The 23,485-nt window shown below is 70.8% G+C and carries 22 protein-coding genes; 12 read left to right on the top strand and 10 right to left on the bottom strand.

The window, feature by feature from the left end; all coding sequences use genetic code 11:
* Positions 1–5: 5 nt before the first annotated feature.
* Positions 6–1,502, bottom strand: coding sequence for a hypothetical protein (locus tag ACIQPR_RS32135; protein ID WP_403655380.1), 1,497 nt, complete (start codon positions 1,500–1,502; stop codon positions 6–8).
* Positions 1,503–1,596: 94 nt separating this feature from the next.
* Here ACIQPR_RS32135 and ACIQPR_RS32140 point away from each other — a divergent pair, with 94 nt between their 5' ends.
* Positions 1,597–2,244, top strand: a complete 648-nt coding sequence (locus ACIQPR_RS32140) for a GntR family transcriptional regulator (RefSeq protein ID WP_403655382.1) — start codon at positions 1,597–1,599, stop codon at positions 2,242–2,244.
* Positions 2,245–2,297: 53 nt separating this feature from the next.
* Complete coding sequence (locus ACIQPR_RS32145) at positions 2,298–3,314, top strand: 1-aminocyclopropane-1-carboxylate deaminase (protein WP_403655384.1); 1,017 nt, start codon at positions 2,298–2,300, stop codon at positions 3,312–3,314.
* On the opposite strand, the gene ACIQPR_RS32150 is transcribed toward ACIQPR_RS32145, so the two are convergent.
* Positions 3,311–4,771 (bottom strand): MFS transporter, encoded by a 1,461-nt coding sequence (locus tag ACIQPR_RS32150; protein ID WP_403655386.1) that lies wholly within the window; start codon positions 4,769–4,771, stop codon positions 3,311–3,313. The genes ACIQPR_RS32145 and ACIQPR_RS32150 overlap by 4 nt on opposite strands.
* 146 nt (positions 4,772–4,917) lie before the next feature.
* Here ACIQPR_RS32150 and ACIQPR_RS32155 point away from each other — a divergent pair, with 146 nt between their 5' ends.
* A complete protein-coding gene (locus ACIQPR_RS32155) occupies positions 4,918–5,496 on the top strand; it encodes a TetR/AcrR family transcriptional regulator (RefSeq protein WP_403655387.1) in 579 nt (192 codons plus the stop codon).
* A gap of 49 nt (positions 5,497–5,545) precedes the next feature.
* On the opposite strand, the gene ACIQPR_RS32160 is transcribed toward ACIQPR_RS32155, so the two are convergent.
* The 7 genes from ACIQPR_RS32160 to ACIQPR_RS32190 all read right to left on the bottom strand — a co-directional run bounded on the left by ACIQPR_RS32160 (position 5,546) and on the right by ACIQPR_RS32190 (position 12,919).
* Entirely contained in the window at positions 5,546–6,724 is a 1,179-nt protein-coding gene (locus tag ACIQPR_RS32160; protein WP_403655389.1) for a TerD family protein, read from the bottom strand.
* Between the two features lie 109 nt (positions 6,725–6,833).
* Positions 6,834–7,823 carry a zinc-dependent alcohol dehydrogenase family protein gene (locus tag ACIQPR_RS32165; RefSeq protein WP_403655391.1) on the bottom strand — a complete coding sequence of 330 codons (990 nt, stop codon included), beginning with the start codon at positions 7,821–7,823 and terminating at the stop codon, positions 6,834–6,836.
* Positions 7,820–8,668: a carbohydrate ABC transporter permease gene (locus tag ACIQPR_RS32170; RefSeq protein WP_403655393.1), complete on the bottom strand. Its 849-nt coding sequence runs from the start codon at positions 8,666–8,668 to the stop codon at positions 7,820–7,822. The genes ACIQPR_RS32165 and ACIQPR_RS32170 overlap by 4 nt, the downstream gene beginning before the upstream one ends.
* Positions 8,665–9,603, bottom strand: coding sequence for a carbohydrate ABC transporter permease (locus ACIQPR_RS32175; protein WP_403655395.1), 939 nt, complete (start codon positions 9,601–9,603; stop codon positions 8,665–8,667). The genes ACIQPR_RS32170 and ACIQPR_RS32175 overlap by 4 nt, the downstream gene beginning before the upstream one ends.
* Complete coding sequence (locus ACIQPR_RS32180) at positions 9,600–10,970, bottom strand: ABC transporter substrate-binding protein (protein ID WP_403655397.1); 1,371 nt, start codon at positions 10,968–10,970, stop codon at positions 9,600–9,602. Before ACIQPR_RS32180 ends, ACIQPR_RS32175 begins: the two co-directional genes overlap by 4 nt.
* Before the next feature lie 87 nt (positions 10,971–11,057).
* Positions 11,058–11,828 carry a DeoR/GlpR family DNA-binding transcription regulator gene (locus ACIQPR_RS32185; RefSeq protein ID WP_403655399.1) on the bottom strand — a complete coding sequence of 257 codons (771 nt, stop codon included), beginning with the start codon at positions 11,826–11,828 and terminating at the stop codon, positions 11,058–11,060.
* Positions 11,829–12,097: 269 nt separating this feature from the next.
* Positions 12,098–12,919, bottom strand: coding sequence for an NAD-dependent epimerase/dehydratase family protein (locus ACIQPR_RS32190; protein ID WP_403655401.1), 822 nt, complete (start codon positions 12,917–12,919; stop codon positions 12,098–12,100).
* 241 nt (positions 12,920–13,160) lie between these two features.
* Here ACIQPR_RS32190 and ACIQPR_RS32195 point away from each other — a divergent pair, with 241 nt between their 5' ends.
* Both ACIQPR_RS32195 and ACIQPR_RS32200 read left to right on the top strand, forming a co-directional pair.
* Positions 13,161–14,138, top strand: coding sequence for a 5-dehydro-4-deoxyglucarate dehydratase (locus ACIQPR_RS32195; RefSeq protein ID WP_403655403.1), 978 nt, complete (start codon positions 13,161–13,163; stop codon positions 14,136–14,138).
* On the top strand, positions 14,135–15,298 hold the full coding sequence (locus ACIQPR_RS32200; protein ID WP_403655405.1) for a hypothetical protein: 1,164 nt from the start codon (positions 14,135–14,137) through the stop codon (positions 15,296–15,298). The genes ACIQPR_RS32195 and ACIQPR_RS32200 overlap by 4 nt, the downstream gene beginning before the upstream one ends.
* Here ACIQPR_RS32200 and ACIQPR_RS32205 read toward each other — a convergent pair.
* Positions 15,235–16,494, bottom strand: coding sequence for an MFS transporter (locus ACIQPR_RS32205; protein WP_403655407.1), 1,260 nt, complete (start codon positions 16,492–16,494; stop codon positions 15,235–15,237). The genes ACIQPR_RS32200 and ACIQPR_RS32205 overlap by 64 nt on opposite strands.
* A 144-nt stretch (positions 16,495–16,638) precedes the next feature.
* Here ACIQPR_RS32205 and ACIQPR_RS32210 point away from each other — a divergent pair, with 144 nt between their 5' ends.
* The 7 genes from ACIQPR_RS32210 (at position 16,639) to ACIQPR_RS32240 (ending at position 23,447) form a co-directional block, all read left to right on the top strand.
* Positions 16,639–17,226: a TIGR03086 family metal-binding protein gene (locus ACIQPR_RS32210; protein ID WP_403655409.1), complete on the top strand. Its 588-nt coding sequence runs from the start codon at positions 16,639–16,641 to the stop codon at positions 17,224–17,226.
* A gap of 140 nt (positions 17,227–17,366) precedes the next feature.
* A complete protein-coding gene (locus ACIQPR_RS32215) occupies positions 17,367–18,116 on the top strand; it encodes an MBL fold metallo-hydrolase (RefSeq protein WP_403655411.1) in 750 nt (249 codons plus the stop codon).
* 144 nt (positions 18,117–18,260) lie between these two features.
* A complete protein-coding gene (locus ACIQPR_RS32220) occupies positions 18,261–18,953 on the top strand; it encodes a GntR family transcriptional regulator (RefSeq protein WP_403655413.1) in 693 nt (230 codons plus the stop codon).
* On the top strand, positions 18,950–19,858 hold the full coding sequence (locus ACIQPR_RS32225; RefSeq protein WP_403655415.1) for a dihydrodipicolinate synthase family protein: 909 nt from the start codon (positions 18,950–18,952) through the stop codon (positions 19,856–19,858). The genes ACIQPR_RS32220 and ACIQPR_RS32225 overlap by 4 nt, the downstream gene beginning before the upstream one ends.
* Positions 19,846–21,576 (top strand): L-arabinonate dehydratase, encoded by a 1,731-nt coding sequence (gene araD, locus ACIQPR_RS32230; RefSeq protein WP_403655417.1) that lies wholly within the window; start codon positions 19,846–19,848, stop codon positions 21,574–21,576. Before ACIQPR_RS32225 ends, araD begins: the two co-directional genes overlap by 13 nt.
* Positions 21,577–21,630: 54 nt before the next feature.
* Positions 21,631–22,566, top strand: a complete 936-nt coding sequence (locus ACIQPR_RS32235) for a carbohydrate ABC transporter permease (RefSeq protein ID WP_403655419.1) — start codon at positions 21,631–21,633, stop codon at positions 22,564–22,566.
* Positions 22,563–23,447: a carbohydrate ABC transporter permease gene (locus ACIQPR_RS32240; protein ID WP_403655421.1), complete on the top strand. Its 885-nt coding sequence runs from the start codon at positions 22,563–22,565 to the stop codon at positions 23,445–23,447. Before ACIQPR_RS32235 ends, ACIQPR_RS32240 begins: the two co-directional genes overlap by 4 nt.
* Positions 23,448–23,485 lie beyond the last annotated feature (38 nt).

Raw genomic sequence — 23,485 nt, forward strand, 5'->3', positions numbered from 1 at the left:
CCCCTTCACAGCCGCTCGTCGGGTGGGAACAGCAGATGTTCCGCGGCGATCCTGACGAGCGGCACCTCGCGTCCCAGGGCGAGTTCGTCGGTGTAGGGGCTGTAGCTGTCGCCGGACTCCTTGCTGTGCGTGATCGCGCACCGCACTTGGTAGATACGTTCCGCGGCGAGCTCTGTCAGAACTGCCCGCCCGGCCGCGTCACCGGCACGCCCGAAGTCCAGGTGCGGCACCCGGGCGAAGGGAACCGTGGAGGTGGCGAAGTGGTCGGCCGCGCCCGACAGGTACCGGTCCAGGTCGGCGGCGAGGGCGCGGATGTCGAGATGCCGGTCCAGTACCGCCGTCAGGCCCCGGATCTCACGGAAGCTGAGATCCTCGGTACGCTCGCCGAGGGCGTCGGCCGCGAGCTTGGCCGCCTTGCGGATCCCGTCCGCGGGCCGTTCCAGCACACCGCCGACGGATTCGACCCGGCGGCGCAGTGCCTGGAACCACTCCTCCTCCATGCTGTACTCCAGCACTTGGTAGTAGCCCATGAAGGCGGCGAAGGGATCGCTCGCCGCCATGGCCCGGAGATAGCGCTGAGACAACTCCTCCCGGATCTCCTGCCCCGCCCGCACGGTCGGCGTGACCAGAAGTCGGTCGCCCGTGTGCCCAGTGGCCGTTCCCTGACCGATCGCCTCTACGAACTCTTGCGCCCTCAGCGGGATTTGGCGGATCAGGCGAGGCTGTGACGACCCGTCGAGACGGTCTACGTCGAGCACCGGCACCAGCACGATGTCGCTCTCGTAGGCCAGCCGGACCCGGAACGCCGTCGCGACCTGCTCCAGCTCGGCGTGACTGAGGCCGGGTGGGCCGTCGAGGCGTATCGAGCGCAGGCGGGGCTCGGCCGTCTCCGTGAGCAGCCGTCGTGCCGATATCCGGGCGACGGAGCCCTCGCCCAGCTTCTTGCGCCGCTCCTGCTCGACAAGGTGGGCCAAGGTCCGCTCACGGTCGAACACCCCCTTGAGGCGCTCCACGCCGGTCCGGCGGAGTCCAAGGCGCAGCAGCAGCGCGGCTGAGGGCGGACCGACGGTGACCCGGCAGGTGCCCTTCGGCGTGGGCACCTCGTGCACGGTGGCGGTGCCCTGTGGAGCGAGCAAGGCCGTGTGCCCCGTCTCGTCACGGACGAGAACCTCCAGCAGGGCCGGTCCGACGATCTGGGTATCGGGGCGTTCCCGTGAGTCCAGCAGCGTTCGGGCCAGTGCGGTGATCGCGTCGAGGTCCGCCTCCACGTGCCACTGCGCGCGAGGCCGGTCGTCGAAGGACAGATATGCCGCCCGGATGGTCTCGCCGATCTCGGGGATGCCGGTGTCGGCCCGCAGCATGCTCGCGCCGAACACGAAGTCGACCCGCCGTCCGTCCTCGCGCTGCGGCCCATAGTCGTTGAACAGGGTGCCCAGAAGATCGACGATCGCCAGGGCGATCCCCTCGACATCGGCCAACGGCGCCGGTTCCCACTGGTTCATTCGCCCCCCTTTGGCTGGACGGACACACTATCGAGGAAAAGGACCTTCCTTCCCTCCCATTGACATCTAACATTTCAGTTCTAGCATTACGGCCATGGAAGCCCTCCGCCCCGTCCCCCGCACCCTCCTCAGGGACCGTGCCTACGAAGCGATCCGTGACGCCATCGTCGCCGGGGAGATCGAACCCGGCGCGGTGGTGCGGGACGCCGAGTTGGCCGAGCGGCTCGGGCTGTCGCGGGCGCCGGTGCGGGAGGCGTTCTCGCGGCTCGTGGACGACGGGCTCCTGGAGAGCAAGCCGCAGAGCTACACCCGGGTGACTCCGGTCGTGGCCGCCGACGTCCGGGACGCGGCGGCCGTCGTCGGCGCCCTGCACGAGTTGGTGACGCGGATCGCCGTACCCCTCCTGCGGCGCGCGGACGTCGACGTGATGCGCGCGGCCAACGACCGGTTCGCCGCCGCCGTGCGCGCCGGGGACGTTGACGCGGCCCTGCGCGCCGACGACGAACTGCACGACGTCCTGGTCCGGGTGAGCGGCAACCGCGCCGCCGCGGCCACCGTCGCCCGCTACACCCCCCTCATCCGGCGCCTGGAGCGACGGCGCTTCGGCGAGGGCGGCAACTGCCGTTCGGCAGGACTGCACGAGCGGCTCATCGAGGCCTGTTCCGACGGTGACGTGGACGACGCGGTCCGCGTGACGGCCGAGATCTGGCGGGGTCTCGAAAGCCTCGCCGACACCGACTGACCCGCGCCCCACCGACCCGCGCCCCGACCGAACAGCGACCCGGGAGAACCCTCATGTCCCTTTCCTCGTACGACCGTTACCCCCTCCTCTTCGGCCCCTCGCCCGTCCACCCGCTGGAGCGGCTCACCGCGCACCTCGGCGGCGCCGCCCTGTGGGCCAAGCGCGAGGACTGCAACTCCGGTGTGGCGTACGGCGGGAACAAGACCCGCAAGCTGGAGTACCTGGTCGCGGACGCCCTCGCGAAGGGCTGCGACACCCTTGTGTCGATCGGCGGTGTGCAGTCCAACCACACCCGTCAGGTCGCCGCCTGTGCCGCCCGTGCCGGGCTCAAGTGCGTGCTGATCCAGGAGAGTTGGGTGGAGTGGCCCGACTCCGTCTACGACAAGGTCGGCAACATCCTGATCAGCCGGCTCGCCGGAGCGGACGTACGGCTGGTGAAGGCCGGGTTCGGCATCGGCTTCAAGGAGAGCTGGGAGCAGGCGCTGCGCGAGGTCGAGGAGAGCGGCGGCAAGCCGTACGCCATCCCGGCCGGCGCCTCCGACCACCCGCTCGGTGGCCTCGGTTTCGCCAACTGGGCCCACGAAGTCGCCCAGCAGGAGCAGGAGTTGGGCGTCTTCTTCGACACCGTGGTGGTGTGCTCGGTGACCGGTTCCACCCAGGCGGGCATGGTCGCCGGGTTCCGGGCGCTGGAGGAGGCGGGCGGGCGGGCGCGCCGGGTGCTCGGCGTCGACGCGTCGGCCAAGCCCGCCGAGACCCGCGAGCAGGTGGCCCGCATCGCGCACAACACCGGCCGACTGATCGGAGTCGAGCGGGAGTTGACCGTCGACGACGTCGAACTGGACGACCGCTACCACGCGGGTATCTACGGCATCCCGGACGAGACCACCCTGGAGGCGATGCGCCTCGCCGCCCGCACCGAGGGGATGGTCACCGACCCCGTCTACGAGGGCAAGTCGATGGCCGGGATGATCGACCTCGTCGCGCGCGGCGAGATCGCCGCCGACTCCACCGTGCTCTATGCCCACCTCGGCGGACAGCCCGCGCTGAACGCGTACAGCGCGCTGTTCTAGGCGGCCCCCTCGCCCTTCCCGGTCCGTTCGGTCCGCCTGCCGGTGATCACGAACGCCGACACCAGCAGCGCGGCCAGGGCGATCAGCGCGCCGACGCCGAAGGCGCGGGCCGCGCCGTGGACGAGGACGGCGGACGGCGATCCGGTCGCGTGCCGGGTCGCCGTGCCGAACACGGTGACCAGGACGGAGAGTCCGAGGGTGCCGCCGAGCCACTGGAGGGTCTGGAGGAGACCGGACGCGGCGCCCGCCTCGCGGGGTTCGACGCCCGCGAGGATCGTCGCGTTGAGCGGCATGAAGCTGAGGCCGACGCCCGCGCCCATCAGGACGAGGGGGCCGAGGAGACCGGTCACGTAGTCGTCGCCCGGGCGCAGTCGGGAGAGCCAGCCCGCCGCTACGACGAGCAGGGCCATGCCGGTGAGCAGGAGCGGTTTCGCGCCGAGCCGGCCGAGCAGGCGCGGCACGAAGCGCACGACCGTGAACATCACGAGGGTCATCGGCAGGAAGGCGAAGCCCGCGCGCAACGGGCTGTAGTCCAGGACCCGTTGGCTGATCAGGGTGAGGAAGTAGAACGCGCCGAACATGCCCGCCGGCAGCAGCAGGACGCCCGCGTAGCCGCCCGCGCGGTCGCGGTTCGCGAACAGCCGCAGCGGCATGATCGGCTGTTCGGCGCGGGACTCCACCAGGGTGAAGCCCGCCAGCAGGGCCGCCGCCACGCTGAAGCCCCACAGTGCCTGGAGGTCGCCCCAGCCGTCCGAGGAGACCCGGATGAACGCGTACACCAGCGAGGTCATTCCGGCGGTGCCGGTGAGCGCGCCCGCCGCGTCGAACCGGCCCGCGTGGCGCGGGGTTTCGCCCACGAAGCGGGGGAGGGCGAGGGCCACGGCCGCGCCGATCGGCACATTGATCAGCAGGGACCAGCGCCAGGACGCCCAGGAGGTGAGCATGCCGCCGACGACCACGCCTGTCGAGGCGCCGATGCCGGCCATGGAGGTGTAGATGCCGAGCGCGTGGTGACGGCGCGGTCCCTCCGGGAAGTTGGTGGTGATCAGGGCGAGGGTGTTGGGCGCGATGAGCGAGGCGCCCAGGCCCTGGAGCGCGCGGGCCGCGAGCAGCCAGGCGCTGTCGGTGGCGAGTCCGCCGAGCAGCGAGGACGAGGCGAAGAGCAGGACACCGATCGTGAGGGTCCGGCGGCGGCCGACGATGTCGCCGACCCGCCCGCCCAGCAGGAGCAGTCCGCCGAAGGCGAGGGTGTAGGCGTTGAGCACCCAGGACAGCCCGGTGGGGCTGAAGCCCAGGTCCTGCTGGATGTCCGGCAGCGCGACGTTGACGACGGTGGAGTCGACGCCGACCATCAGATAGGCGGTCACGACGACGATGAGGACGGTGCCGAGCCTGGCGGGTCCGGGCGGTGCGGGGAGAGGATCGGCGGTGGTGGACGGTGCGGACGGGGTGGACATGGAGTTCTCCCGGTCTGGCGTCCCCGGCCGAGCGACGTGCGGGCAGCGCGGACTGTCCGTCACGGCCACAGCCATAAGCGGGGACTGTCTCCGTTTAATGCTCGGTAAGATACGGAGAGAGTCCCCGGTTCGCAAGGAGTAGCTGGATGGCGCAGGTCAGGCCGATGCGCGCGGACGCCCGGCGCAACTATGAGCGCTTGTTGAAGGTGGCCGCCGAGGCGTTCGCCGAACACGGGGAGAACGCCTCGCTCGACGACATCGCCAAGCGCGCCGGTGTCGGCTCGGGCACGCTCTACCGGCACTTCCCGACCCGTCAGGCGCTGTTGGAGGCGGCCTACGTCGACCGGATCGAGGCGCTGGGAACCCGCGCCGACGAACTGGCGAAGGAACTCCCGCCGGGCGAGGCGCTGGCCGAGTGGCTGTACGAGGTGTGCGTCGGCACGATCCAGGTGCGCGGTATGAAGACCCTGTTGGGCTCGGCCGTCACGGACGGCGGCAATCTCGCGCTCACGGCCTGCGGCACGCGCATGAAGGACGCGGCGCGGCGACTGGTCGAGGCGGCACAGCGGGAGGGGACCCTGCGCCGGGACGTCGAGCCGATCGAGGTCCTGCGGCTGGCCCACGGGGTGGCCACGGCTTCCGAACTGGCCGACGGGCAGGGGAAGTTCCTGCGCCGCTATCTGTCCCTGCTGACGGACGGGCTGCGGCCCGCCGAGGGGGAGTGAACGCCGGGCGCCCCTCGGCCGGGGGCGCCCGCAGCGGTCGTAGGAGTGCTTACAACGCCTGGGCCGCCGGCTTCACCATCCCCCGGACCGTCCGTGACTTCACGAAGTCGCCCATCGCGGTCATGTCCCACTCGCCGGAGAACTGCTTGATCAGCTTGGCCATCATCACGCCGGTCTGGGCCTCGGCGTTGGTGAGGTCGAAGCGGACCAGTTCCGCGCCGGTCGCCGCGTCGATGAGGCGGCAGTAGGCCTTGGCGACCTCGGTGAACTTCTGGCCGGAGAACGAGTTGACCGTGAAGACCAGGCCGGTGACCTCCTGGGGGATGCGGCCGAGGTCGACCACGATCACCTCGTCGTCACCGCCGCCCTCGCCCGTGAGGTTGTCCCCGGAGTGCTTGATCGCGCCGTTCAGGATCGACAGCTTGCCGAAGTAGCAGCTGTCGATGTGGTTGCGCTGCGGGCCGTAGGCGATGACCGAGGCGTCCAGGTCGATGTCCTTGCCGCGGTACGCGGGCTCCCAGCCGAGGCCCATCTTGACCTGGGAGAGGAGCGGCCGGCCGCCCTTGACCAGGGACACCGTCTGGTTCTTCTGGAGGCTGACGCGGCCCTTGTCGAGGTTGATCTTCCCGGCGCCGAGCGGCGGCGCGGCGGGCGGGGCCGGGGGAGCGGCCGGGACCGGGGGCGCCACCGGGGCCTGGGGCACGGGCGCCGGCGGAGCCACCGGGGCCGGGGCCGGTTCCTCGACCGAGACGCCGAAGTCCGTGGCGATGCCCGCCAGGCCGTTGGCGTAGCCCTGGCCGACCGCGCGGGCCTTCCAGGCGCCGTTGCGGAGATAGATCTCCACGACCACGAGCGCCGTCTCCGCGCCGAGCTGCGGGGGCGTGAAGGTGGCGAGCACCGAGCCGTCGTCCGCGCTGCGGATCGTGGCCGTCGGCTCGATGCCCTGGAAGGTCTGTCCCGCGGCGTCGGGGCTCGCGGTGACGACGATCTTCTCGATCCCGGGCGGCACCGCGCCGGTGTCGACGACGATCGCGTCCGGGGACGCGCCGCCGCCGGAGCGGTACGTCACACCCGGGCCGCTGGGCTGGTTGTAGAAGATGAAGTCGTCGTCCGAGCGCACCTTGCCGTCGCCGGTGAGCAGCAGGCTCGACACGTCGAGCCGCACGGGGGCGGCGACATCCACGGTCACCCGGGAGACCGGAAGCGGGATGTTCGAGCCTGGGGTCATAGCTGTCATGCCTCGTGAACGACCGAGACCATTTTGCCGTTCCCTTACCAAGTCACCAATTGGCCAAGCTTTGGAAGTACCGGCCCGAACCCGTCGTTGCGCCGATTCCCTACGGGATCACCACGATCTTCCGCCCCACTCCCGCCGCGAACTGGGCCAGCGCCTCCGGATAGCGCTCCAGTTCCAGCCGGTCGCTGATGAAGATCTCCGGGTCGAGGACGCCGTTCGCGAAGAGTTCCGCCGCCCGTTCGAAGCTGTGCAGCACCGCCATGGAGCCGGTGATGGTGATCTCCTGGTTGTAGATGCGGTACGGGTCGATCGACACCCGGGTCGCGTAGTCGGCCACCCCGAACTGGAGGAACGTGCCCGCCTTCGCCACCCGGTCCAGGCCGTCCTGGATCGCCGCCGCGTTGCCGGTCGCGTCGACGACGAGGTCCCAGCCCTGCGGCCGGTCCAGCTCGTCCGCGTCCGCCGCCGACCCGGAGACCCCGAGCGTGCGCGCGGTCTCCAGGCGGGCCGGGTTCAGGTCCACGATGTCGACGCTCGCCGCGCCGGTGCGCTTGGCCAGCTCCAGCATCATCAGGCCCATGGTCCCGGAGCCGTAGATCAGGACGTGCGCGCCGAGGCGGGACGTGAGGACGTCGTAGCCGCGCACCGCGCAGGACAGCGGTTCGACGAGGGCCGCGTCCTGGGTGCGGATGTGCTCGGGCAGCCTGACGCAGTTCGCCACCGGGGCGAGTGCGTACTGGGCCGCGCCGCCCGCCGTGGTGACGCCGATCGCGGCCCAGCGTTCGCAGAGGTTGTTGTGGCCGTTGCGGCACTGCCGGCACTCGTGGCAGTAGAGCGACGGGTCCACGGCCACCTGGTCGCCGACCGCGACCTCGGTGACCTGGGTGCCGACCGCGACGATCTCGCCCGCGAACTCGTGGCCCGGCACGATCGGCAGCTTGGGCGCGAACTCGCCCTGGAGGATGTGCAGATCGGTGCCGCACAGCCCGCAGGCGGCGACCTCGACGACGACCTCGCGGGGGCCCGGCGTCGGGTCGGGGACCTCGGTGACGACGGCGCGGCCCACGGACTCGATGACGGCGGCCTTCATTTCACGGCTCCCAGGGAGAGGCCCTGGACCAGCTTGTCCTGGGCGGCGAACCCCGCGGCGAGCACCGGCAGGGAGATGACGAGCGACGCGGCGCACACCTTGGCCAGGAACAGGCCCTGGCTGGTGATGAAGCCGGTCAGGAAGACGGGCGCGGTCTCGGCGACGACACCCGTGAGCACGCGGGCGAACAGCAGCTCGTTCCAGCTGAAGATGAAGCAGATCAGGGCCGTCGCCGCGATACCGGGGAGGGCGATCGGGGCCACCACGCGCGCGAGGACGGTCGGCAGCCGGGCGCCGTCGAGCTGCGCCGCCTCGATGACGGCGACCGGGACCTCGGCGAGGAAGGACTGCATCATCCACACCGCGATCGGCAGGTTCATCGAGGTGTAGAGGATGACCAGGAGCCAGATGTTGTCCAGCATCCCGGCGTTCTTCGCGAACAGGTAGATCGGCAGCAGGCCCGCGACCACCGGGAGCATCTTCGTGGACAGGAAGAAGAACAGGACGTCCGTCCACTTCTTCACCGGGCGGATCGACAGCGCGTAGGCCGCCGGGAACGCCAGCAGCAGCACGAAGAGCGTCGACGTCACGGACGCGACAAGGGAGTTGACCAGTGCGGGCCAGGGGCTCGCGCCGCCGCCGGTGCCGAAGAACTCCCGGTAGCCGTCCAGGGTGAGGGCGGCCCCGAAGGACGGCGGGTTGGTCGCCGCGTCGCTCTCCGAGTGGAAGGACGTCAGCGCCATCCAGGCGATGGGCAGGAAGAACACGATGCCGAGCACCCAGGCCACCAGGCCGAGTCCGGCGCCTTTGCGGCGGGCACGCGCGCGTACGGCGATGCTGCTCATGCGCGGGACGCCTCCTCACGGAACAGGGACGACACGACCCGCAGGGCGAAGGTCGCGATGACGATCGAGCCGATGACGACCAGGACGCCGGCCGCCGAGGCGAGGCCGTTCTCGTGGGCCTGGTAGAAGCTCTGATAGACGGTGTAGGGCAGGTTGGCGGTGCCCAGCCCGCCGGACGTGATGGTGAAGACCGCGTCGAAGTTCTGCACGATGTAGATCGAGCCGAGCAGGGCGCCGAGTTCGAGATAGCGGCGCAGGTGCGGCAGCGTCAGATGGCGGAAGATCTGCCAGTCGTTCGCGCCGTCCACCTTCGCGGCCTCGATCTGCTGGTGGTCGCGGCTCTGGAGTCCGGCCAGCAGGATCAGCATCATGAACGGCGTCCACTGCCACACCAGGGAGGCCTCGACGGCGAGCAGCGGGGTGTTGGAGATCCAGTCCGGCTGCGGGCCGCCCACATAGTGCAACAGGCCGTTGAGCAGCCCGTATTCGGGGTTGTAGAGCACATGCTTCCAGAGCAGGGCCGCAGCCACCGGCACCACCAGGAACGGCGCGATCAGCAGGGTGCGGACGAAGCCCCGGCCGCGGAACCTGCGGTCCAGGAGCAGGGCGAGCAGCAGGCCCAGGACCAGGCTGGCCAGCACCACCGCGACGGTGAGCAGGACGGTCGTCCACACCGAGTGGCGCAGGTCGGGGTCGCTGAGGACCTGCCGGTAGTTGTCGACGCCGGTGAAGTGGCGGGCCTTCGGGTAGAGCGCGTTCCAGTCGAAGAAGGAGATCACCAGCGTGGCCACGAACGGGAGTTGGGTCACGACGATCATGAAGATCAGGGCGGGGAGCAGCGGGGCGCGGGTGGCCCAGGCGCGCAGCCGGTCCGAGGGCGGGCGCGCGGTGCGGGTCGCGGTGGCGGCCAACGGGGCCGTGGTCGTGGCGGTCATCGTCCCTCGTACTCCTTGGAGATCTTCTCGGCGAGTTTCTGGGACTTCTTCAGGGCCGAGCCTGTGGACTGGCGCCCGGCGATGGCCGAACTGATCTCCTGGGAGACCTTCGTGCCGAGGTCGGTGAACTCGGGGATGTCGACGAACTGGATGCCGGGCGCGGGGCGCGGCTGCACCCCGGGATCGTTGGGCCTGGCGCCCTCGATGGCCTCCTTCGTCTGCTCCTGGAAGGCGGCGGCCTCCTTCACGTACTCGGGGTTCGTGTACGTCGAGGCGCGCTTCCCGGCCGGCACGTTGGCCCAGCCGTCCGTCTCGCCGACCAGCCGCTCGTACTCCTTGCCGGACGCCCAGGACACGAACCGCCAGGCCTTGTCGGAGTTGTGGGACGCCTTCTGGATGCCCCAGGCCCAGGTGTAGAGCCAGCCGGAGGAGCCGGTCTTCTCGACCGGCGCGGGGACGTAGCCGATCTTGCCCCTCACCGGGGAGCCCTTGGCCTCCAGCGATCCCGCCGCCGAGGTGGCGTCGTACCACATGGCGACCTTGCTCTGGGTGATGTTGTTGAGGCACTCGGCGAAGCCGGACTGGGCCGCGCCGGACTCGCCGTGCGCGCGGACCAGGTCGACATAGAACTTCGTCGCCTTCTCGAAGGCGGGGGAGTCGAGCTGTGCCTTCCAGTCCTTGGTGAACCAGGTGCCGCCGAAGGTGTTCACGACGGTGGTCAAAGGCGCCATCAGCTCGCCCCAGCCGGGCAGTCCGCGCAGGCAGATGCCCTTCATGCCCGACTGCGCCCCGTCGACCTTGGCGGCGATGTCGGCCACCTGGGTCCAGGTCGGGTGCGCGGGCATGGTGAGGCCCTTCGCGGCGAGCACGTCCTTGCGGTACATCAGGAAGGACGACTCGCCGTAGAACGGCTGCCCGTAGAGCTTGCCGTCGTCCGCCGTCAGGGACTCCCGCATCGGCTTGAGGATGTCCTGCTCGTCGTAGCCGGGGTCCTTCGCGACGTACGAGTCCATCTCGTGCAGCCAGCCGTTGCGGGCGTAGATCGGGATCTCGTAGTTGGAGAGGGTCGCCACGTCGTACTGGCCGGCCTGGTTGGCGAAGTCCTGGCTGATCTTGTCGCGGACGTCGTTCTCGGGCAGCACCGTGAAGTTGACCTTGATGCCGGTCTCCTTCGTGAAGTGCGGGGCCAGCTTCTGGAGTTCGACCATCTGGGGGTTGTTGACCATCAGGACGTTGATCGAGTCGCCGCCCGATCCGGCGCCGCCCGCTCCGACCCAGCAGCCGGAGAGCAGCGGGGCGAGCAGCGTCCCTACGGCGGCCAGGGCGAGCGTGGCTCGCGGCGGCCGTCGTCGGCTCTGGGTTCGCATGGATCGCTCCTGCACATATGGGGAGAAAAAGGGTGCGCGCGGGAACGGCACACCCCTGGTGGGTGAGGGGGAATCTCGAACGGTGCGCTAGACGCGGATGACCTGTGGCCCCAGCAGTGAGTAGCGGTGGGCCTCGGCCGAGGGGAGCAGGGTGCTGGTGACGATCGTCTCCAGGGCGCCGATCTCGGCGAACCGGCAGAAGCTGACCGCCCCGAACTTGGTGTGCACACCCGCGAACACGGTGCGCCGGGCGGCGCGGACGGCCTGCGCCTTGACCTCGCACACGGCGGGGTCGGGCGTGGTCAGCCCGTGTTCGCGGGAGACGCCGTTGGCGCCGATGAAGGCGAGGTCGAGGACGAAGCCGGCGAGCATCTTCGTCGTCCAGTGGTCCACGGTCGCCAGGGTGCCGTGCCGGACCCGGCCGCCGAGCAGCAGCACCGAGGTGTGCTCGGACTCGGCGAGCACGCCCGCGACCGGCAGGGACGCGGTGACCACGGTCAGCGGCCGGTCCCTGGGCAGCGCCTCGGCGATGAGCCGGGGCGTGTAGCCCTCGTCGACGAAGACCGTCTCGGCGTCCCCGAGCAACTCGGCCGCGGCGAGCGCGATCCGCCGCTTCTCGGGTACGTGGCTGGTGGCGCGGAAGGCGAGCGTCGTCTCGAAACCGGCGCTCTCCACGGGGTAGGCGCCGCCATGGGTCCTGCGCACCAGCCCGTGGTCCTCCAGGGCGCGCAGATCCCGCCGTACGGTCTCCTTGGCCACGCCCAGCTCGGCGGCGAGCGCGGTGACGTCGACCGAGCCGGTGCGGCGCGCGGTGCGCACGATCTCCCGTTGACGCTCCTCCGCCGAACTCGTCCCCATGGCCGACACCGCCCTCCCGCTCGCCCGGAGTACTGCCCGTTCGGGCCCGGTGGGACCCTTGGGGGAAGTTCTACAGCGGGTGTGCGGCACTGACCAGGCCTGTTGCAGGCCCGATGCTGCCCGGGTGCGACCGTTTGCCGCGCGCGGTGCCCGTCGCGGACCTGCGCCGTAGTGCGCCGGGGCGGGAGACCGGGCGGAGTCCGTGCCCGAACACGGCGGCGGGCGGGCCCGTTCGGTGCCCGCCCGCCGCCCCGGAGTCCCTTTTCCGGTCAGTACGGCCAGATCGGCGGGTCGGTCACGAACTGGCCGCCGAGATAGGCGTGCGCCTCGACCCCCGGCACCAGCTCGCCCTGCTCGGCGATCAGCTTCTCGGCGTACGGCTCGGAGTCGTCCCGCGGCTCGTAGCCGAGGGCCCGCGCGGTCGACAGGTCCCACCACAGGCGGGTGTTGGCGGAGGAGCCGTAGACGATGGTGTGCCGTACGTCCTCGGCGGTCAGGGCCGCGTGGAAGAGGCGGGCGCCGTCGGCGGGGCTCATCCAGATCGACAGCATGCGCACACTGCTGGGCTCGGGGAAGCAGGAGCCGATGCGCACGGAGACGGTCTCCAGGCCGTGCTTGTCCCAGTAGAGCTGCGCGAGGTCCTCGCCGAAGGACTTGGACAGGCCGTAGAAGGTGTCGGGGCGGTGCGGGGTGTCGACCGGGATGAGCGGGTCGTCCCCCTGCGGCCTCGGGGTGTAGCCCACCGCGTGGTTGGAGGAGGCGAACACGACACGGCCGACGCCCTCCTCGCGGGCGGCCTCGTAGAGGTTGTACGTGCCCTGGATGTTCGACGCGAGGATCTTGTCGAAGGAGGCTTCCAGGGAGATCCCGGCGAGGTGGACGATCGCGTCGACGCCCCGCACGGCCTCCCGGAGCGCCGCCCTGTCGGAGAGGTCGGCGGTGATCGCGTCCGGCTCGCCCTCGATCGGGCGCAGATCCAGCAGCCGCAGGTCGTAGCCGTAGGAGGGGAGCAGGTCCCGCATCAGGGTGCCGAGTCCGCCTGCGGCGCCGGTGAGCAGAACGGTGCGGGGAGCGGTGCGGGGGGCGGGCATCCTCGGTCTCCTTGGGATCGGCGGTGAAGGGCTGACCTCATTCATGAATCTTATTCACATGCATGGACACGCTAAGGATCGGTCACCATGCCCGTCAAGTGTGGCGCGGACCTGGGAAATCCGCTTCCTTCTTGCTCATTTGCCCGCTTGACCCACCCTGAGGCAGATCCTTAGGGTGGAGCTGTTCAGAAATGTAGACATTGATCAGAAGAACGCACGCGCCTGTTTCAAGGGAGAGCCCGTGACGCCAGCCCCTCTCGCCGACCGGCTCAGTATCCCCAGCGGGCCGCTGTTCTTCCCCGTCACCGCGTACGGCCCCGACGGCGCCGTCGATCTCGACGTGTACCGCGCGCATGTCCGCCAGGGCGTCGAGGCCGGCGCCGCCGCCGTGTTCGCGTGCTGCGGCACCGGGGAGTTCCACGCGCTGCTCCCCGAGGAGTTCGAGGCGTGCGTGCGGGCGGCCGTGGAGGCGGCCGGGGGCCGGGTGCCGGTCGTCGCGGGCGCGGGCTACGGCACCGCGCTCGCCGTACGGTACGCACGGCTCGCGGAGGCCGCCGGGGCGGACGGGCTGCTCGCGATGCCGCCCTACCTGGTGGTCGCCGGGCAGGAGGGGCTGCTGCGGCACTACCGGGAGGTGGCCGCGTCGACCGCGCTGCCCGTCATCGTCTACCAGCGCGACAACGCCGTGTTCACCCCGGCCACGGTCGTCGAACTCGCCCGCACCGAAGGCATCATCGGCTTCAAGGACGGCCTCGGCGACCTCGACCTGATGCAGCGGATCGTGAGCACCGTACGCGCCGAAGTCCCCGGCGACTTCCTGTACTTCAACGGACTGCCCACCGCCGAACAGACCCAGCTCGCCTACCGGGGCATCGGCATCACCCTCTACTCGTCCGCCGTGTTCTGCTTCGTCCCCGAACTCGCGCTCGCCTTCCACCGGGCCCTCGCGACCGGCGACGACACCACGGCGAACCGCCTCCTGGACGGCTTCTACCGGCCGTTCGTCGAACTGCGCGCCCAGGGACGCGGTTACGCGGTCTCGCTCGTCAAGGCGGGGGTCCGCATGCGGGGCCTGGACGTCGGCGAGGTCCGCCCGCCGCTGACCGAACCGGCCGAGGACCATGTCAAACAACTGGCCCAACTCGTCGAGCGGGGCCACACGTTGATCGACTCGTCGGCCGAGCCCGCGGCCAAGTCGCTGATCGAGGAGGGCGCGTGAAGGCGTCGACATTCGTCTATCCCTGGGACGTCAACGGCGACCCCGAGGCGGGCCGCAGGATCGCCGCGCTCGGCGTCCGGCAGGCCACCCTCGCCTCCGCGTACCACTCCACCCGCGCGTTGACCCCCCGCCACCCGCGCCACCGGATCGTCACCGCCGAGCACGCGGCCGTCCTGTATCCACCGGACTCCCGTTGGCAGGGCCGGGAGTTGAGGCCGTACGAGGCCGGCGACTGGGCACCGGGCGACGCCTTCGGGGAGGCCGCCGCAACCCTCGCGGACGCGGGCCTTGAGGTGCACACCTGGGTCGTCCTCGCCCACAACTCCCGTCTCGGCGCCGACCATCCGGACACCTCGGTGGTCAACGCCTACGGCGACCGCTACTCCTGGGCGCCCTGCGTCGCCCAGCCGGCCACCCGCGAGTACCTCGTCGACCTCGCCGCCGAAGCGGCCGTACGCCCCGGCGCGCAGGGCACCGAACTGGAGTCCCTCGGCTGGTACGGCCTCTCCCATCTCAACGCCCACGACAAGACCGGCGGAATCCCCCTCGGGGACGCGGGCCACTACCTGATGTCCCTGTGCTTCTGCCCGACCTGCCGCCAGGGCTACGGCGAACAGGGCCTCGACGCACAGGAGTTGGCGGCGACGGTACGTGCCGCGCTGGAACCGGTGTGGCAGGGGGCGCCCTCCGACGGCGGCTGGGCGGGGGTCGGCAAACTCCTCGGCGAGGCGAACGCGACGGCCACGCGCGCCTGGCGCGACGAGCGGGCCCGCACCCTCCAGGAGACGGCGGTCGCCGCGGTCCGGGCCGCCGCGCCGGACGGCTTCCAGATCCTGCTGCACGCGGACCCGGAGTCGTACCACTGCGGCGCCAACGCGGGCGTGGACCCCGGGCACATCCTCTCGGTGGCCGACGGTGTGGTCGTCCCCTGCACGGGCGGCGCGGGCCTGCTGACCCCGTTCGCCGAGCGGGGACGGGACGGTGCCGTGCTGGCCGCCAACTTCGCCGTCGTCTCCGGGATGGGCGGACGCCCCGGGGCACTCGCGGCGGACGCGGTCCGGGCACGCGGCCTCGGTGCGACCGAACTGCGGCTGTATCACGCCGGGTTGGCGTCGGACGGGGACCTGGCGGAGGTGCGGTCGGCGCTGGCCGCGCTCTGATCCGCGACCGCCTTCGGCCCGAACAGCGCCAGACACAAGCCCGTTGCGCACAGCGCCAGGGCGGTCAGCCCCAACAGCAGCCGGAAGTCCGCCAGTTCGACCAGTGCCGCGCCCACCGCCAGACCGATCACGTTCGGGGTGAAGAGGAGGGTGTTGGCGGTGGCCGTCGCCCGGCCCAGCAGCGGGCCCGGCAACTCCCGCTGCACGGCGGTGAACGCGGCGATCAGCACGCACGGGAGTCCCAGGCCGACCGCCGCGTTGCCCAGCAGGACCGCCGGGTCGGACGGCAGCGCCCGCGCCGCCACCCCCACCGCCGCCACGGCGATCCCGGCCGCCCCGAAGCAGCGCTCGCCGAGCCGTCGCAGCGCGGGCCCGGAGACCAGCCCGACCGCGACCGAGCCGACGCCCTGGGCCGTGTACAGCACGCCCGTCCAGGCGGGGGCGTGCCCCAGCGACTCGACGATCGCGTAGTTCGTCGAACTGCTCAGGGAGGCCAGGAACATCATGGTCCCGCCCGCCAGGACCAGCGGGCGCAGCAGCGGATGCCCCCACAACTCCCTTACGCCGTCGGCGGTCTGGGTCCGCCAGTCGCCGGCGGGACGCCCCGGTCGCTCCTCGCGCACCCGCAGGAGCAGCCACAGCGCCGCCGCCAGAACGAACGTCGCCGCGTCCAGAGCGGCCACCGCGGGCCCGCCGAACGCGGCGTACAGACCCGCGCCGGTGAGCGGCGCGACCAGTTTCATGCCCTCCACCGCCGTCATCCGCAGCCCGTTGAAGTCGCCGAGGAGATCCCGGTCCACCACGGCGGCGACAAGAGCCGACTCGGCGGGGTCCTGGACGACGACGAGGGTGCCGTAGCCGAGCAGGACCGTGAACAGGAGCCACAGGTCGGTGCGGGAGTCGACGGCGAACAGGGTGAGGAGGAGGGCGGCGAGGGCGAGGTTCGTCCGGATCAGCAGGGGGCCGCAGCGGACGCGGTCGGCGATCGTGCCGAGGGCCGGGCCGCACAGGGTCGGCGCCCAGATCACGAACCCGCACAGCGCGGCCAGCCCGTTCGAGCCGCTGAGGTCCTTCACCCACACACCGGCCGCCAGCCCCAGCGCGGACGTGCCGAAGGCGGACACCACCAGCCCCGTGAAATACAGCCCCGCGTCACGGTCCCGCAGGATGCGGGTCACCGTCCAGTTCTTCGTCATGCCTGGTCATCGTGGGTCTAAGGCCGGGGGCTCGGCATCGGGCAGGTGCCGTAGAACGCGCGGGGAGCGCGGGGAGCGCGATGAGTTCCGGGTCCGCCGTCGGTCTACCCCCCGACTGAGGACCGACCCCCGGAAGGGAAGCGCATGACCGACAGCATCTTCGACCTCGGCCCGCAGACCCGTGTCGTCGCCCGGCTCGTGGCGGGCGTCACCGACGAGCAGCTCACGGACGTGACCCCGTGCCCCGGCACCGCCGTACGCAACATGCTGGGACATCTCCTCGGCCTGTCCGTGGCCTTCCGCGACGCGGCACACAAGGACCTGGGCGTCATGACGGACACCGCGCCCGACTCCGCCGCCTCCGACCCCGGCCCCGGCTGGCGCGAGGACCTCCCCAGAGTGCTCGACGCGCTCGCCGAGGCCTGGCGCGACCCGGCCGCCTGGACCGGCATGACCCGCGCGGGCGGCATCGACCTCCCCGGAGCCGTCGCCGCCGCCGTCGCGGTCGACGAACTCGTCATCCACGGCTGGGACTTGGCGGTGGCCACCGGCCGGCCCTACGAGCCCGACCCGGTCGCGCTCCAGGCGTCGTACGACTTCCTGCTCGCCGCCGCCCAGGACCCGAGCCGCGGAGGCGGCATCTTCGGACCGGTGGTGCCCGTACCGGAGGACGCGCCACTGCTGGACCGGGCACTGGGGCTCAGCGGACGCGACCCGGGGTGGAAGCCGTAGGCCGTGTCCGCGAAGTCCCGCCTGCCTCCGGGCGGACGACGGGACTTCGCGGACACGACCTAGGGCATCCCGGGGCCCGGCGCCACGGAACGCCCTGAAATGTGAGTGCCGGGCGCCCCGGAACCGTACTCTTCCCCACCATGCCTCTCAGTCTCACCATCCTCGGCACCGCCTCCCCGCATCCACGCCCCGGCCGACCCTGCTCCGGGTACCTGCTGCGCGGCGGCGGCGCCGAGGTGTGGGTGGACGCGGGCACCGGAACGTTCGCGGAGTTGCAGCGGCACACGGATCCCGCGCGGCTCACCGCGATCTGGATCTCGCATCTGCACGCCGACCACAGCGCCGATCTCCTCGCCGCGGCCTACGCGTTCGCCTTCGGCGGGATGACCCCGGCCGCCCCGATCCCGCTCTACGCCCCGCAGGACTGCGCCCGCCGCCTCGCCGGCTTCTTCGGACAGCCGGACGTACGGTTCCTGAACGGCGTCTTCGACTTCCGCCCGCTCTACGACGGCCACACCGTGAGGCACTGGAACCTCCGCCTCACCGCGCGCGCCGTCGTCCACGACACCGAGGCCTACGGGCTGCGTGCCGAGTGTCAGGGGAGCGTCCTCGCCTACTCGGGGGACAGCGGGCCCTGCGAAGCGCTGGCCGAACTCGCGGCCGGCGCCGACGTGTTCCTCTGCGAGGCCGACATCGACCGGCATCGCGAAGGCGAACGCCAGGTCCATCTGACGCCCGAGGACGCCGGCGCCTGCGCCAAGGGCGCGCGCGAACTCCTCATCACCCATGTGGGACCCACCCTGACGAGGGAAGCGGCGCTGGAGCGCGCCGCCGCGATCTTCCCCGGCCGCACCTCCGCCGCGCTCGAAGGCGTCACCAAGACCATGTGAAGCACGGCCATGTGAAGCGCTTTCTAGTTCTTCTGTCAGAAGCATTGACGAAACACAGGGCCGCTCCTACCTTCAACGCGTCGTACTTCGTACGTCATATATGAGACGCGATATGTGAGATCCGATGAGATCCGAGAGGCGCGCATGACCTCTGTGCCCACGCCGATCCCGTCCCGCACGCAGTACGTGCTGGACGCGATCAAACACCGCATCCTCACCGGGCAGTTGACCCCCGGTCAGCCACTCGTCGAGACCGAACTCGCCGCACAGTTCGGGGTGTCCAAGACCCCGGTGCGCGAGGCGCTCAAGACCCTGGCCGGCACCGGGCTCGTCGTGATGAGCCAGTACAAGGGCGTCACGGTGCGCATGGTGGACGCGGACATGGCGCGCGAGGTGTACGACGTCCGGCTGCTCCTCGAACCCGAGGCGCTGCGGCGGGCCGTACGGCTGGGCGCCTCCCTGGACGCCGCCCGCGAGGCGCTGACCCGCGCCGACGAGGCCACCGACACCGCCGAACGCTCCCTCGCCAACCGGGAGTTCCATCGCGCCCTGTACCTGCCGTGCGGCAACCCGCTGCTCGGCCGGATGCTCGACGAGGTCCGCGACCAGGCCGCCCTCGTGTCCGCCGTCGCCTGGGCCGCCTCGCCCTCCTGGGAACGGGAGGCCGGCGAACACCGCGAGATCCTGCGGCTCGCCCTCGACGGCGACGCGGACGCCGCCGCCACCGCGCTGCACGCCCACATCGCGTCGTTCGTTCAACGGGCCTTCCCCGACGCCGAGTCGGGGCAGGGCCCCGGCACCGGGCCGGCTGCCCACGGAGAGGACGGTCGGGCATGACAGCGGCGTTCGAGGCCCAACGGGCCGCCCTGGCCGGCGTGGTGGCGATCCCGGTGACCCCGTTCGCCGCGGACGGCACCGTCGACCAGGACACCCACCGGACCCTGCTGCGCCGCCTGCTCGACGGCGGGATCGGCATCCTCACACCGAACGGCAACACCGGCGAGTTCTACGCCCTGACCCCCCAAGAGCGGCAGCTCGTCACTGAGTTGACCATCGACGAGGCGGCCGGCCGCGCCGCCGTCCTCGTCGGCGTCGGCCACGACGTGCCCACCGCCATCGCCTCCGCCCGGCACGCCCGCGAGCGCGGCGCCCAGCTGGTGATGGTCCATCAGCCCGTCCACCCCTACGTCTCGCAGGGCGGCTGGGTCGACTACCACCGCGCCATCGCCGAGGCCGTGCCCGAACTGGGCGTCGTCCCCTACATCCGCAACGCCCAGCTCCTCGGCGCCCGCCTCGCCGAACTCGCCGACGACTGCCCGAACGTCATCGGCGTCAAGTACGCCGTCCCGGACGCGGCCCGCTTCGCCGCCTTCGCCCGGGACGCGGGCCTCGAACGCTTCGTGTGGGTGGCCGGGCTGGCCGAGCCGTACGCGCCCTCCTACTTCTCGGCGGGCGCCACCGGCTTCACCTCCGGGCTCGTGAACGTGGCCCCGTCCGTCTCCCTGAACATGATCGAAGCGCTTCGATCCGGCGACTATCCCGGGGCGATGAAGGTGTGGGAACAGATCCGCCGATTCGAGGAACTGAGGGCGGCGAACGGCTCCGCCGACAATGTCACGATCGTGAAGGAAGCGCTTGCGTCCCTCGGCCTGTGCCGCCGTGACGTACGGCCCCCCAGCAAGCCCCTGCCCGAGAGCGAGCGCGCCGAGGTCGCCGCGATAGCCGCCGGATGGTCCGTATGAAGGCACCGGAAGAGCTCAGAAGCCACCAGTGGTACGGCACCGACGGGCTGCGCTCCTTCAGCCACCGGGCCCGCACCCGCCAGCTCGGCTACCTCCCCGAGGAACACCTCGGCAAGCCCGTCATCGCGGTCCTCAACACCTGGTCGGACATCAATCCCTGTCATGTGCACCTCCGTGAGCGCGCCCAGGCGGTCAAGCGGGGCGTGTGGCAGGCGGGCGGCTTCCCGCTGGAGTTCCCCGTCTCGACGCTCAGCGAGACCTTCCAGAAGCCGACCCCGATGCTCTACCGCAACATGCTCGCGATGGAGACCGAGGAACTGCTGCGGTCCTATCCCGTCGACGGTGCCGTCCTGATGGGCGGCTGCGACAAGTCGACGCCCGCCCTCCTCATGGGCGCGGCCAGTGTCGACCTGCCCACGGTCTTCGTCCCCGCCGGACCGATGCTGCCCGGCCACTGGCGGGGCGAGGTCCTCGGCTCCGGCACCGACATGTGGAAGTACTGGGACGACAGACGCGCCGGCCTCATCGGCGACTGCGAGCTGACCGAACTGGAGAGCGGGCTCGCGCGCTCGCCCGGGCACTGCATGACCATGGGGACCGCGTCCACGCTGACGGCCGCCGCCGAGGCGCTGGGCGTGACCGTGCCGGGCGCGTCGAGCATTCCGGCCGTGGACTCGGGGCACGATCGGATGGCCGCGCAATCCGGCATGAGGATCGTTGAACAAGTCCACAAGGGGCGTGTTCTCTCGTCGATCCTCACCCAGGAAGCCTTCGAGGACGCGGTCACCACCGTCCTCGGCCTCGGCGGCTCCACCAACGCCGTGATCCACCTCATCGCCATGGCCGGCCGCGCGGGCGTGCGGCTCACGCTCGACGACTTCGACCGCATCGCCCGCACGGTCCCGGTCCTGGCGAACGTACGCCCCGGCGGACGGACGTACCTCATGGAGGACTTCCACTTCGCCGGCGGCCTGCCCGGATTCCTCTCCCGCATCACGGACCTGCTCCACCTGGACCGTCCGACCGTCTCTCACGACACCCTGCGCGAGCAGCTCGACGGCGCGCTGGTGCACAACGACGACGTGATCCGCACCCGCGACAACCCGGTGGCGAGCGAGGGCGGAGTCGCCGTCCTGCGCGGCAACCTCTGCCCGGACGGCGCCGTCATCAAGCACATCGCCGCCGCACCGCACCTGCTCAAGCACACCGGCCCGGCGGTCGTCTTCGACGACTACCGGACCATGCAACGCACCATCGACGACCCGGGGTTGGGCATCACCGCCGACAGCGTGCTGGTGCTGCGCAACGCGGGCCCCAAGGGCGGACCCGGCATGCCCGAGTACGGCATGCTCCCGATCCCCGGCCACCTCCTCAAGCAGGGCGTCCGGGACATGGTCCGGATCTCCGACGCCCGGATGAGCGGCACGAGTTACGGCGCGTGCGTGCTGCACATCGCGCCCGAGTCGTACATCGGCGGACCACTCGCCCTCGTCCGCACCGGCGACACCATCACCCTGGACGTCGCGGCACGCACCCTCCAACTCAACGTGGACGACGAGGAGTTGGCGCGACGCAGGGCGGAGTGGACCCCGCCGCCCGCACGGTACGAGCGCGGCTACGGCGCGCTCTACAACGACCAGATCACCCAGGCGGACACCGGCTGCGACTTCGAGTTCCTGGCCCGGCCGGGCAAGGTGCCGGACCCGTACGCCGGTTGAGCCTCTCCCCATGTCCGTCGAGCAAGCGCTTCCTGTACCGAACGGAGAACAGTCATGGCCCAAGCCGCAGCCGTGGCGAAACCGCCCGCGCCACCCCGGCGGCGCCGTGCCTCCGCGACCCCGCGCAGGCTCCCGTACCTGTTGATCGCCCCGGCCGGGCTGCTCATGCTGGGCTTCATCGCCTACCCGGTCATCAGCGTCTTCTACTACAGCCTCCAGAACTACAACCCCACCAAACCGTGGCGCAACGGCTTCGCGGGCCTCGACAACTTCACCCACGCCTTCACCAGCGACCCGCAGTTCTGGGACACGCTAACCTTCAGCGCCAAGTGGGTCGTCGTGGAGGTGGGCCTCCAACTCCTCTTCGGCCTGGCCCTCGCGCTCATCGTCAACCAGACCTTCGTGGGCCGGTCCGTCGGCCGAGCGCTGGTGTTCTCGCCCTGGGCCGTGTCGGGCGTCCTGACCTCCGCGATCTGGGTGCTGCTCTACAACTCCCAGACGGGCGTGACCCGTTATCTCGCCGACATGGGAATCGGCCAGTACGGCACGAGCTGGCTCTCCGACCCCTCAACGGTCTTCTCCGCGGCGGTCGTCGCGGACCTCTGGCGGGGCGTCCCCTTCTTCGCGATCCTCATCCTCGCCGACCTCCAGTCCGTGTCGAAGGACCTCTACGAGGCCGCCGAGGTCGACGGAGCCGGCCGCTTCAAGCAGTTCCTGCACATCACCCTGCCGCACCTCAAGGACGCGATCGTGCTGTCCACGCTGCTGCGCGCGGTCTGGGAGTTCAACAACGTCGACCTCCTCTACACCCTGACCGGCGGCGGCCCGGCCGGCGAGACGACCACTCTCCCGCTCTACGTCGCCAACACCAGTGTCGAAGCACACGACTTCGGCTACGCGTCCGCCCTCACCACGGTCGCGTTCGTGATCCTGCTCTTCTTCTCGATCGTCTATCTGCGCCTGAGCAAGTTCGGAGGCGGCGACAAGTGATCACCGAGATCGCCCCGGCCCGCGAGCGGGAGGCCCCCGCACCCCAACAGCCGCGCACGGTCCGCCGCGCCTGGGACGAGGTCCCGCGCTGGCAGATCTACGTGCCCCTCGGCATCTACCTCGTCTTCACCCTGATCCCCTTCTACTGGATCCTGCTCTTCGCGTTCCGCCCGGCCGGCTCGACCTCCCTGGTGCCCTGGCCGATGACCCTCGACCACTTCCAGAAGGTGTGGACCGAACGCAGCTTCGGCGTCTACTTCCAGAACAGCGTCTACGTCGGCGTCGCCACCCTGCTCCTGACCACCGTCGTCGCCCTGGCCGGCGGCTACGCGCTGGCCCGCTTCGAGTTCAGGATCAAGCGCACCTTCATGCTGGCCCTGCTCTGCTCCCAATTCGTGCCGGGCGCCCTGCTGTTGGTGCCGCTGTTCCAGATCTTCGCCAAGCTCCAGATGATCAACTCGCTCGCCAGCGTCATCATCGCGGAGACCGTCTTCCAGCTCCCGCTCTCGATGATCCTCATCAGCGGCTTCATCCGGAACGTCCCGCAGTCGCTGGAGGAGGCGGCCTGGGTGGACGGCTGCAACCGCCTCGCCGCCTTCCGGATCGTCGTCCTCCCGCTGCTGCGGCCCGGCCTGATCGCGGTCGGCTCCTTCGCCTTCGTGCACGCCTGGAACCACTTCCTCTTCGCCCTGATGTTCCTCTCGGACCAGAGCAAGCAGACCATCCCGGTCGGCCTCAACACCCTGATGAGCGCGGACAGCGTCGACCTCGGCGCGCTCGCCGCCGGCGGCATCGTCGCCGCCGTCCCCGTGGTGATCGTCTTCGCCTTCATCCAGAAGTGGCTGATCACCGGCTTCAGCGCGGGGGCGGTGAAGGGATGAGGCAACCGCTTACCCTGCTGGCGAAGATCGTCGACGCA

The organism is Streptomyces sp. NPDC091280, from assembly GCF_044768565.1.
In the GTDB taxonomy this organism is placed as follows: Bacteria; Actinomycetota; Actinomycetes; order Streptomycetales; family Streptomycetaceae; genus Streptomyces.

Bases quoted from the DNA above. Each gene is read 5' to 3' on its own strand.
- ACIQPR_RS32225 (WP_403655415.1), top strand. From the start codon at position 18,950: ATGACAGCGGCGTTCGAGGCCCAACGGGCCGCCCTGGCCGGCGTGGTG.
- araD (WP_403655417.1), top strand. From the start codon at position 19,846: ATGGTCCGTATGAAGGCACCGGAAGAGCTCAGAAGCCACCAGTGGTAC.
- ACIQPR_RS32180 (WP_403655397.1), bottom strand. From the start codon at position 10,970: ATGCGAACCCAGAGCCGACGACGGCCGCCGCGAGCCACGCTCGCCCTG.
- ACIQPR_RS32235 (WP_403655419.1), top strand. From the start codon at position 21,631: ATGGCCCAAGCCGCAGCCGTGGCGAAACCGCCCGCGCCACCCCGGCGG.
- ACIQPR_RS32175 (WP_403655395.1), bottom strand. From the start codon at position 9,603: ATGACCGCCACGACCACGGCCCCGTTGGCCGCCACCGCGACCCGCACC.
- ACIQPR_RS32220 (WP_403655413.1), top strand. From the start codon at position 18,261: ATGACCTCTGTGCCCACGCCGATCCCGTCCCGCACGCAGTACGTGCTG.
- ACIQPR_RS32185 (WP_403655399.1), bottom strand. From the start codon at position 11,828: ATGGGGACGAGTTCGGCGGAGGAGCGTCAACGGGAGATCGTGCGCACC.
- ACIQPR_RS32145 (WP_403655384.1), top strand. From the start codon at position 2,298: ATGTCCCTTTCCTCGTACGACCGTTACCCCCTCCTCTTCGGCCCCTCG.
- ACIQPR_RS32140 (WP_403655382.1), top strand. From the start codon at position 1,597: ATGGAAGCCCTCCGCCCCGTCCCCCGCACCCTCCTCAGGGACCGTGCC.
- ACIQPR_RS32210 (WP_403655409.1), top strand. From the start codon at position 16,639: ATGACCGACAGCATCTTCGACCTCGGCCCGCAGACCCGTGTCGTCGCC.
- ACIQPR_RS32155 (WP_403655387.1), top strand. From the start codon at position 4,918: ATGGCGCAGGTCAGGCCGATGCGCGCGGACGCCCGGCGCAACTATGAG.
- ACIQPR_RS32160 (WP_403655389.1), bottom strand. From the start codon at position 6,724: ATGACCCCAGGCTCGAACATCCCGCTTCCGGTCTCCCGGGTGACCGTG.
- ACIQPR_RS32215 (WP_403655411.1), top strand. From the start codon at position 17,367: ATGCCTCTCAGTCTCACCATCCTCGGCACCGCCTCCCCGCATCCACGC.
- ACIQPR_RS32135 (WP_403655380.1), bottom strand. From the start codon at position 1,502: ATGAACCAGTGGGAACCGGCGCCGTTGGCCGATGTCGAGGGGATCGCC.
- ACIQPR_RS32190 (WP_403655401.1), bottom strand. From the start codon at position 12,919: ATGCCCGCCCCCCGCACCGCTCCCCGCACCGTTCTGCTCACCGGCGCC.
- ACIQPR_RS32170 (WP_403655393.1), bottom strand. From the start codon at position 8,668: ATGAGCAGCATCGCCGTACGCGCGCGTGCCCGCCGCAAAGGCGCCGGA.
- ACIQPR_RS32205 (WP_403655407.1), bottom strand. From the start codon at position 16,494: ATGACGAAGAACTGGACGGTGACCCGCATCCTGCGGGACCGTGACGCG.
- ACIQPR_RS32150 (WP_403655386.1), bottom strand. From the start codon at position 4,771: ATGTCCACCCCGTCCGCACCGTCCACCACCGCCGATCCTCTCCCCGCA.
- ACIQPR_RS32165 (WP_403655391.1), bottom strand. From the start codon at position 7,823: ATGAAGGCCGCCGTCATCGAGTCCGTGGGCCGCGCCGTCGTCACCGAG.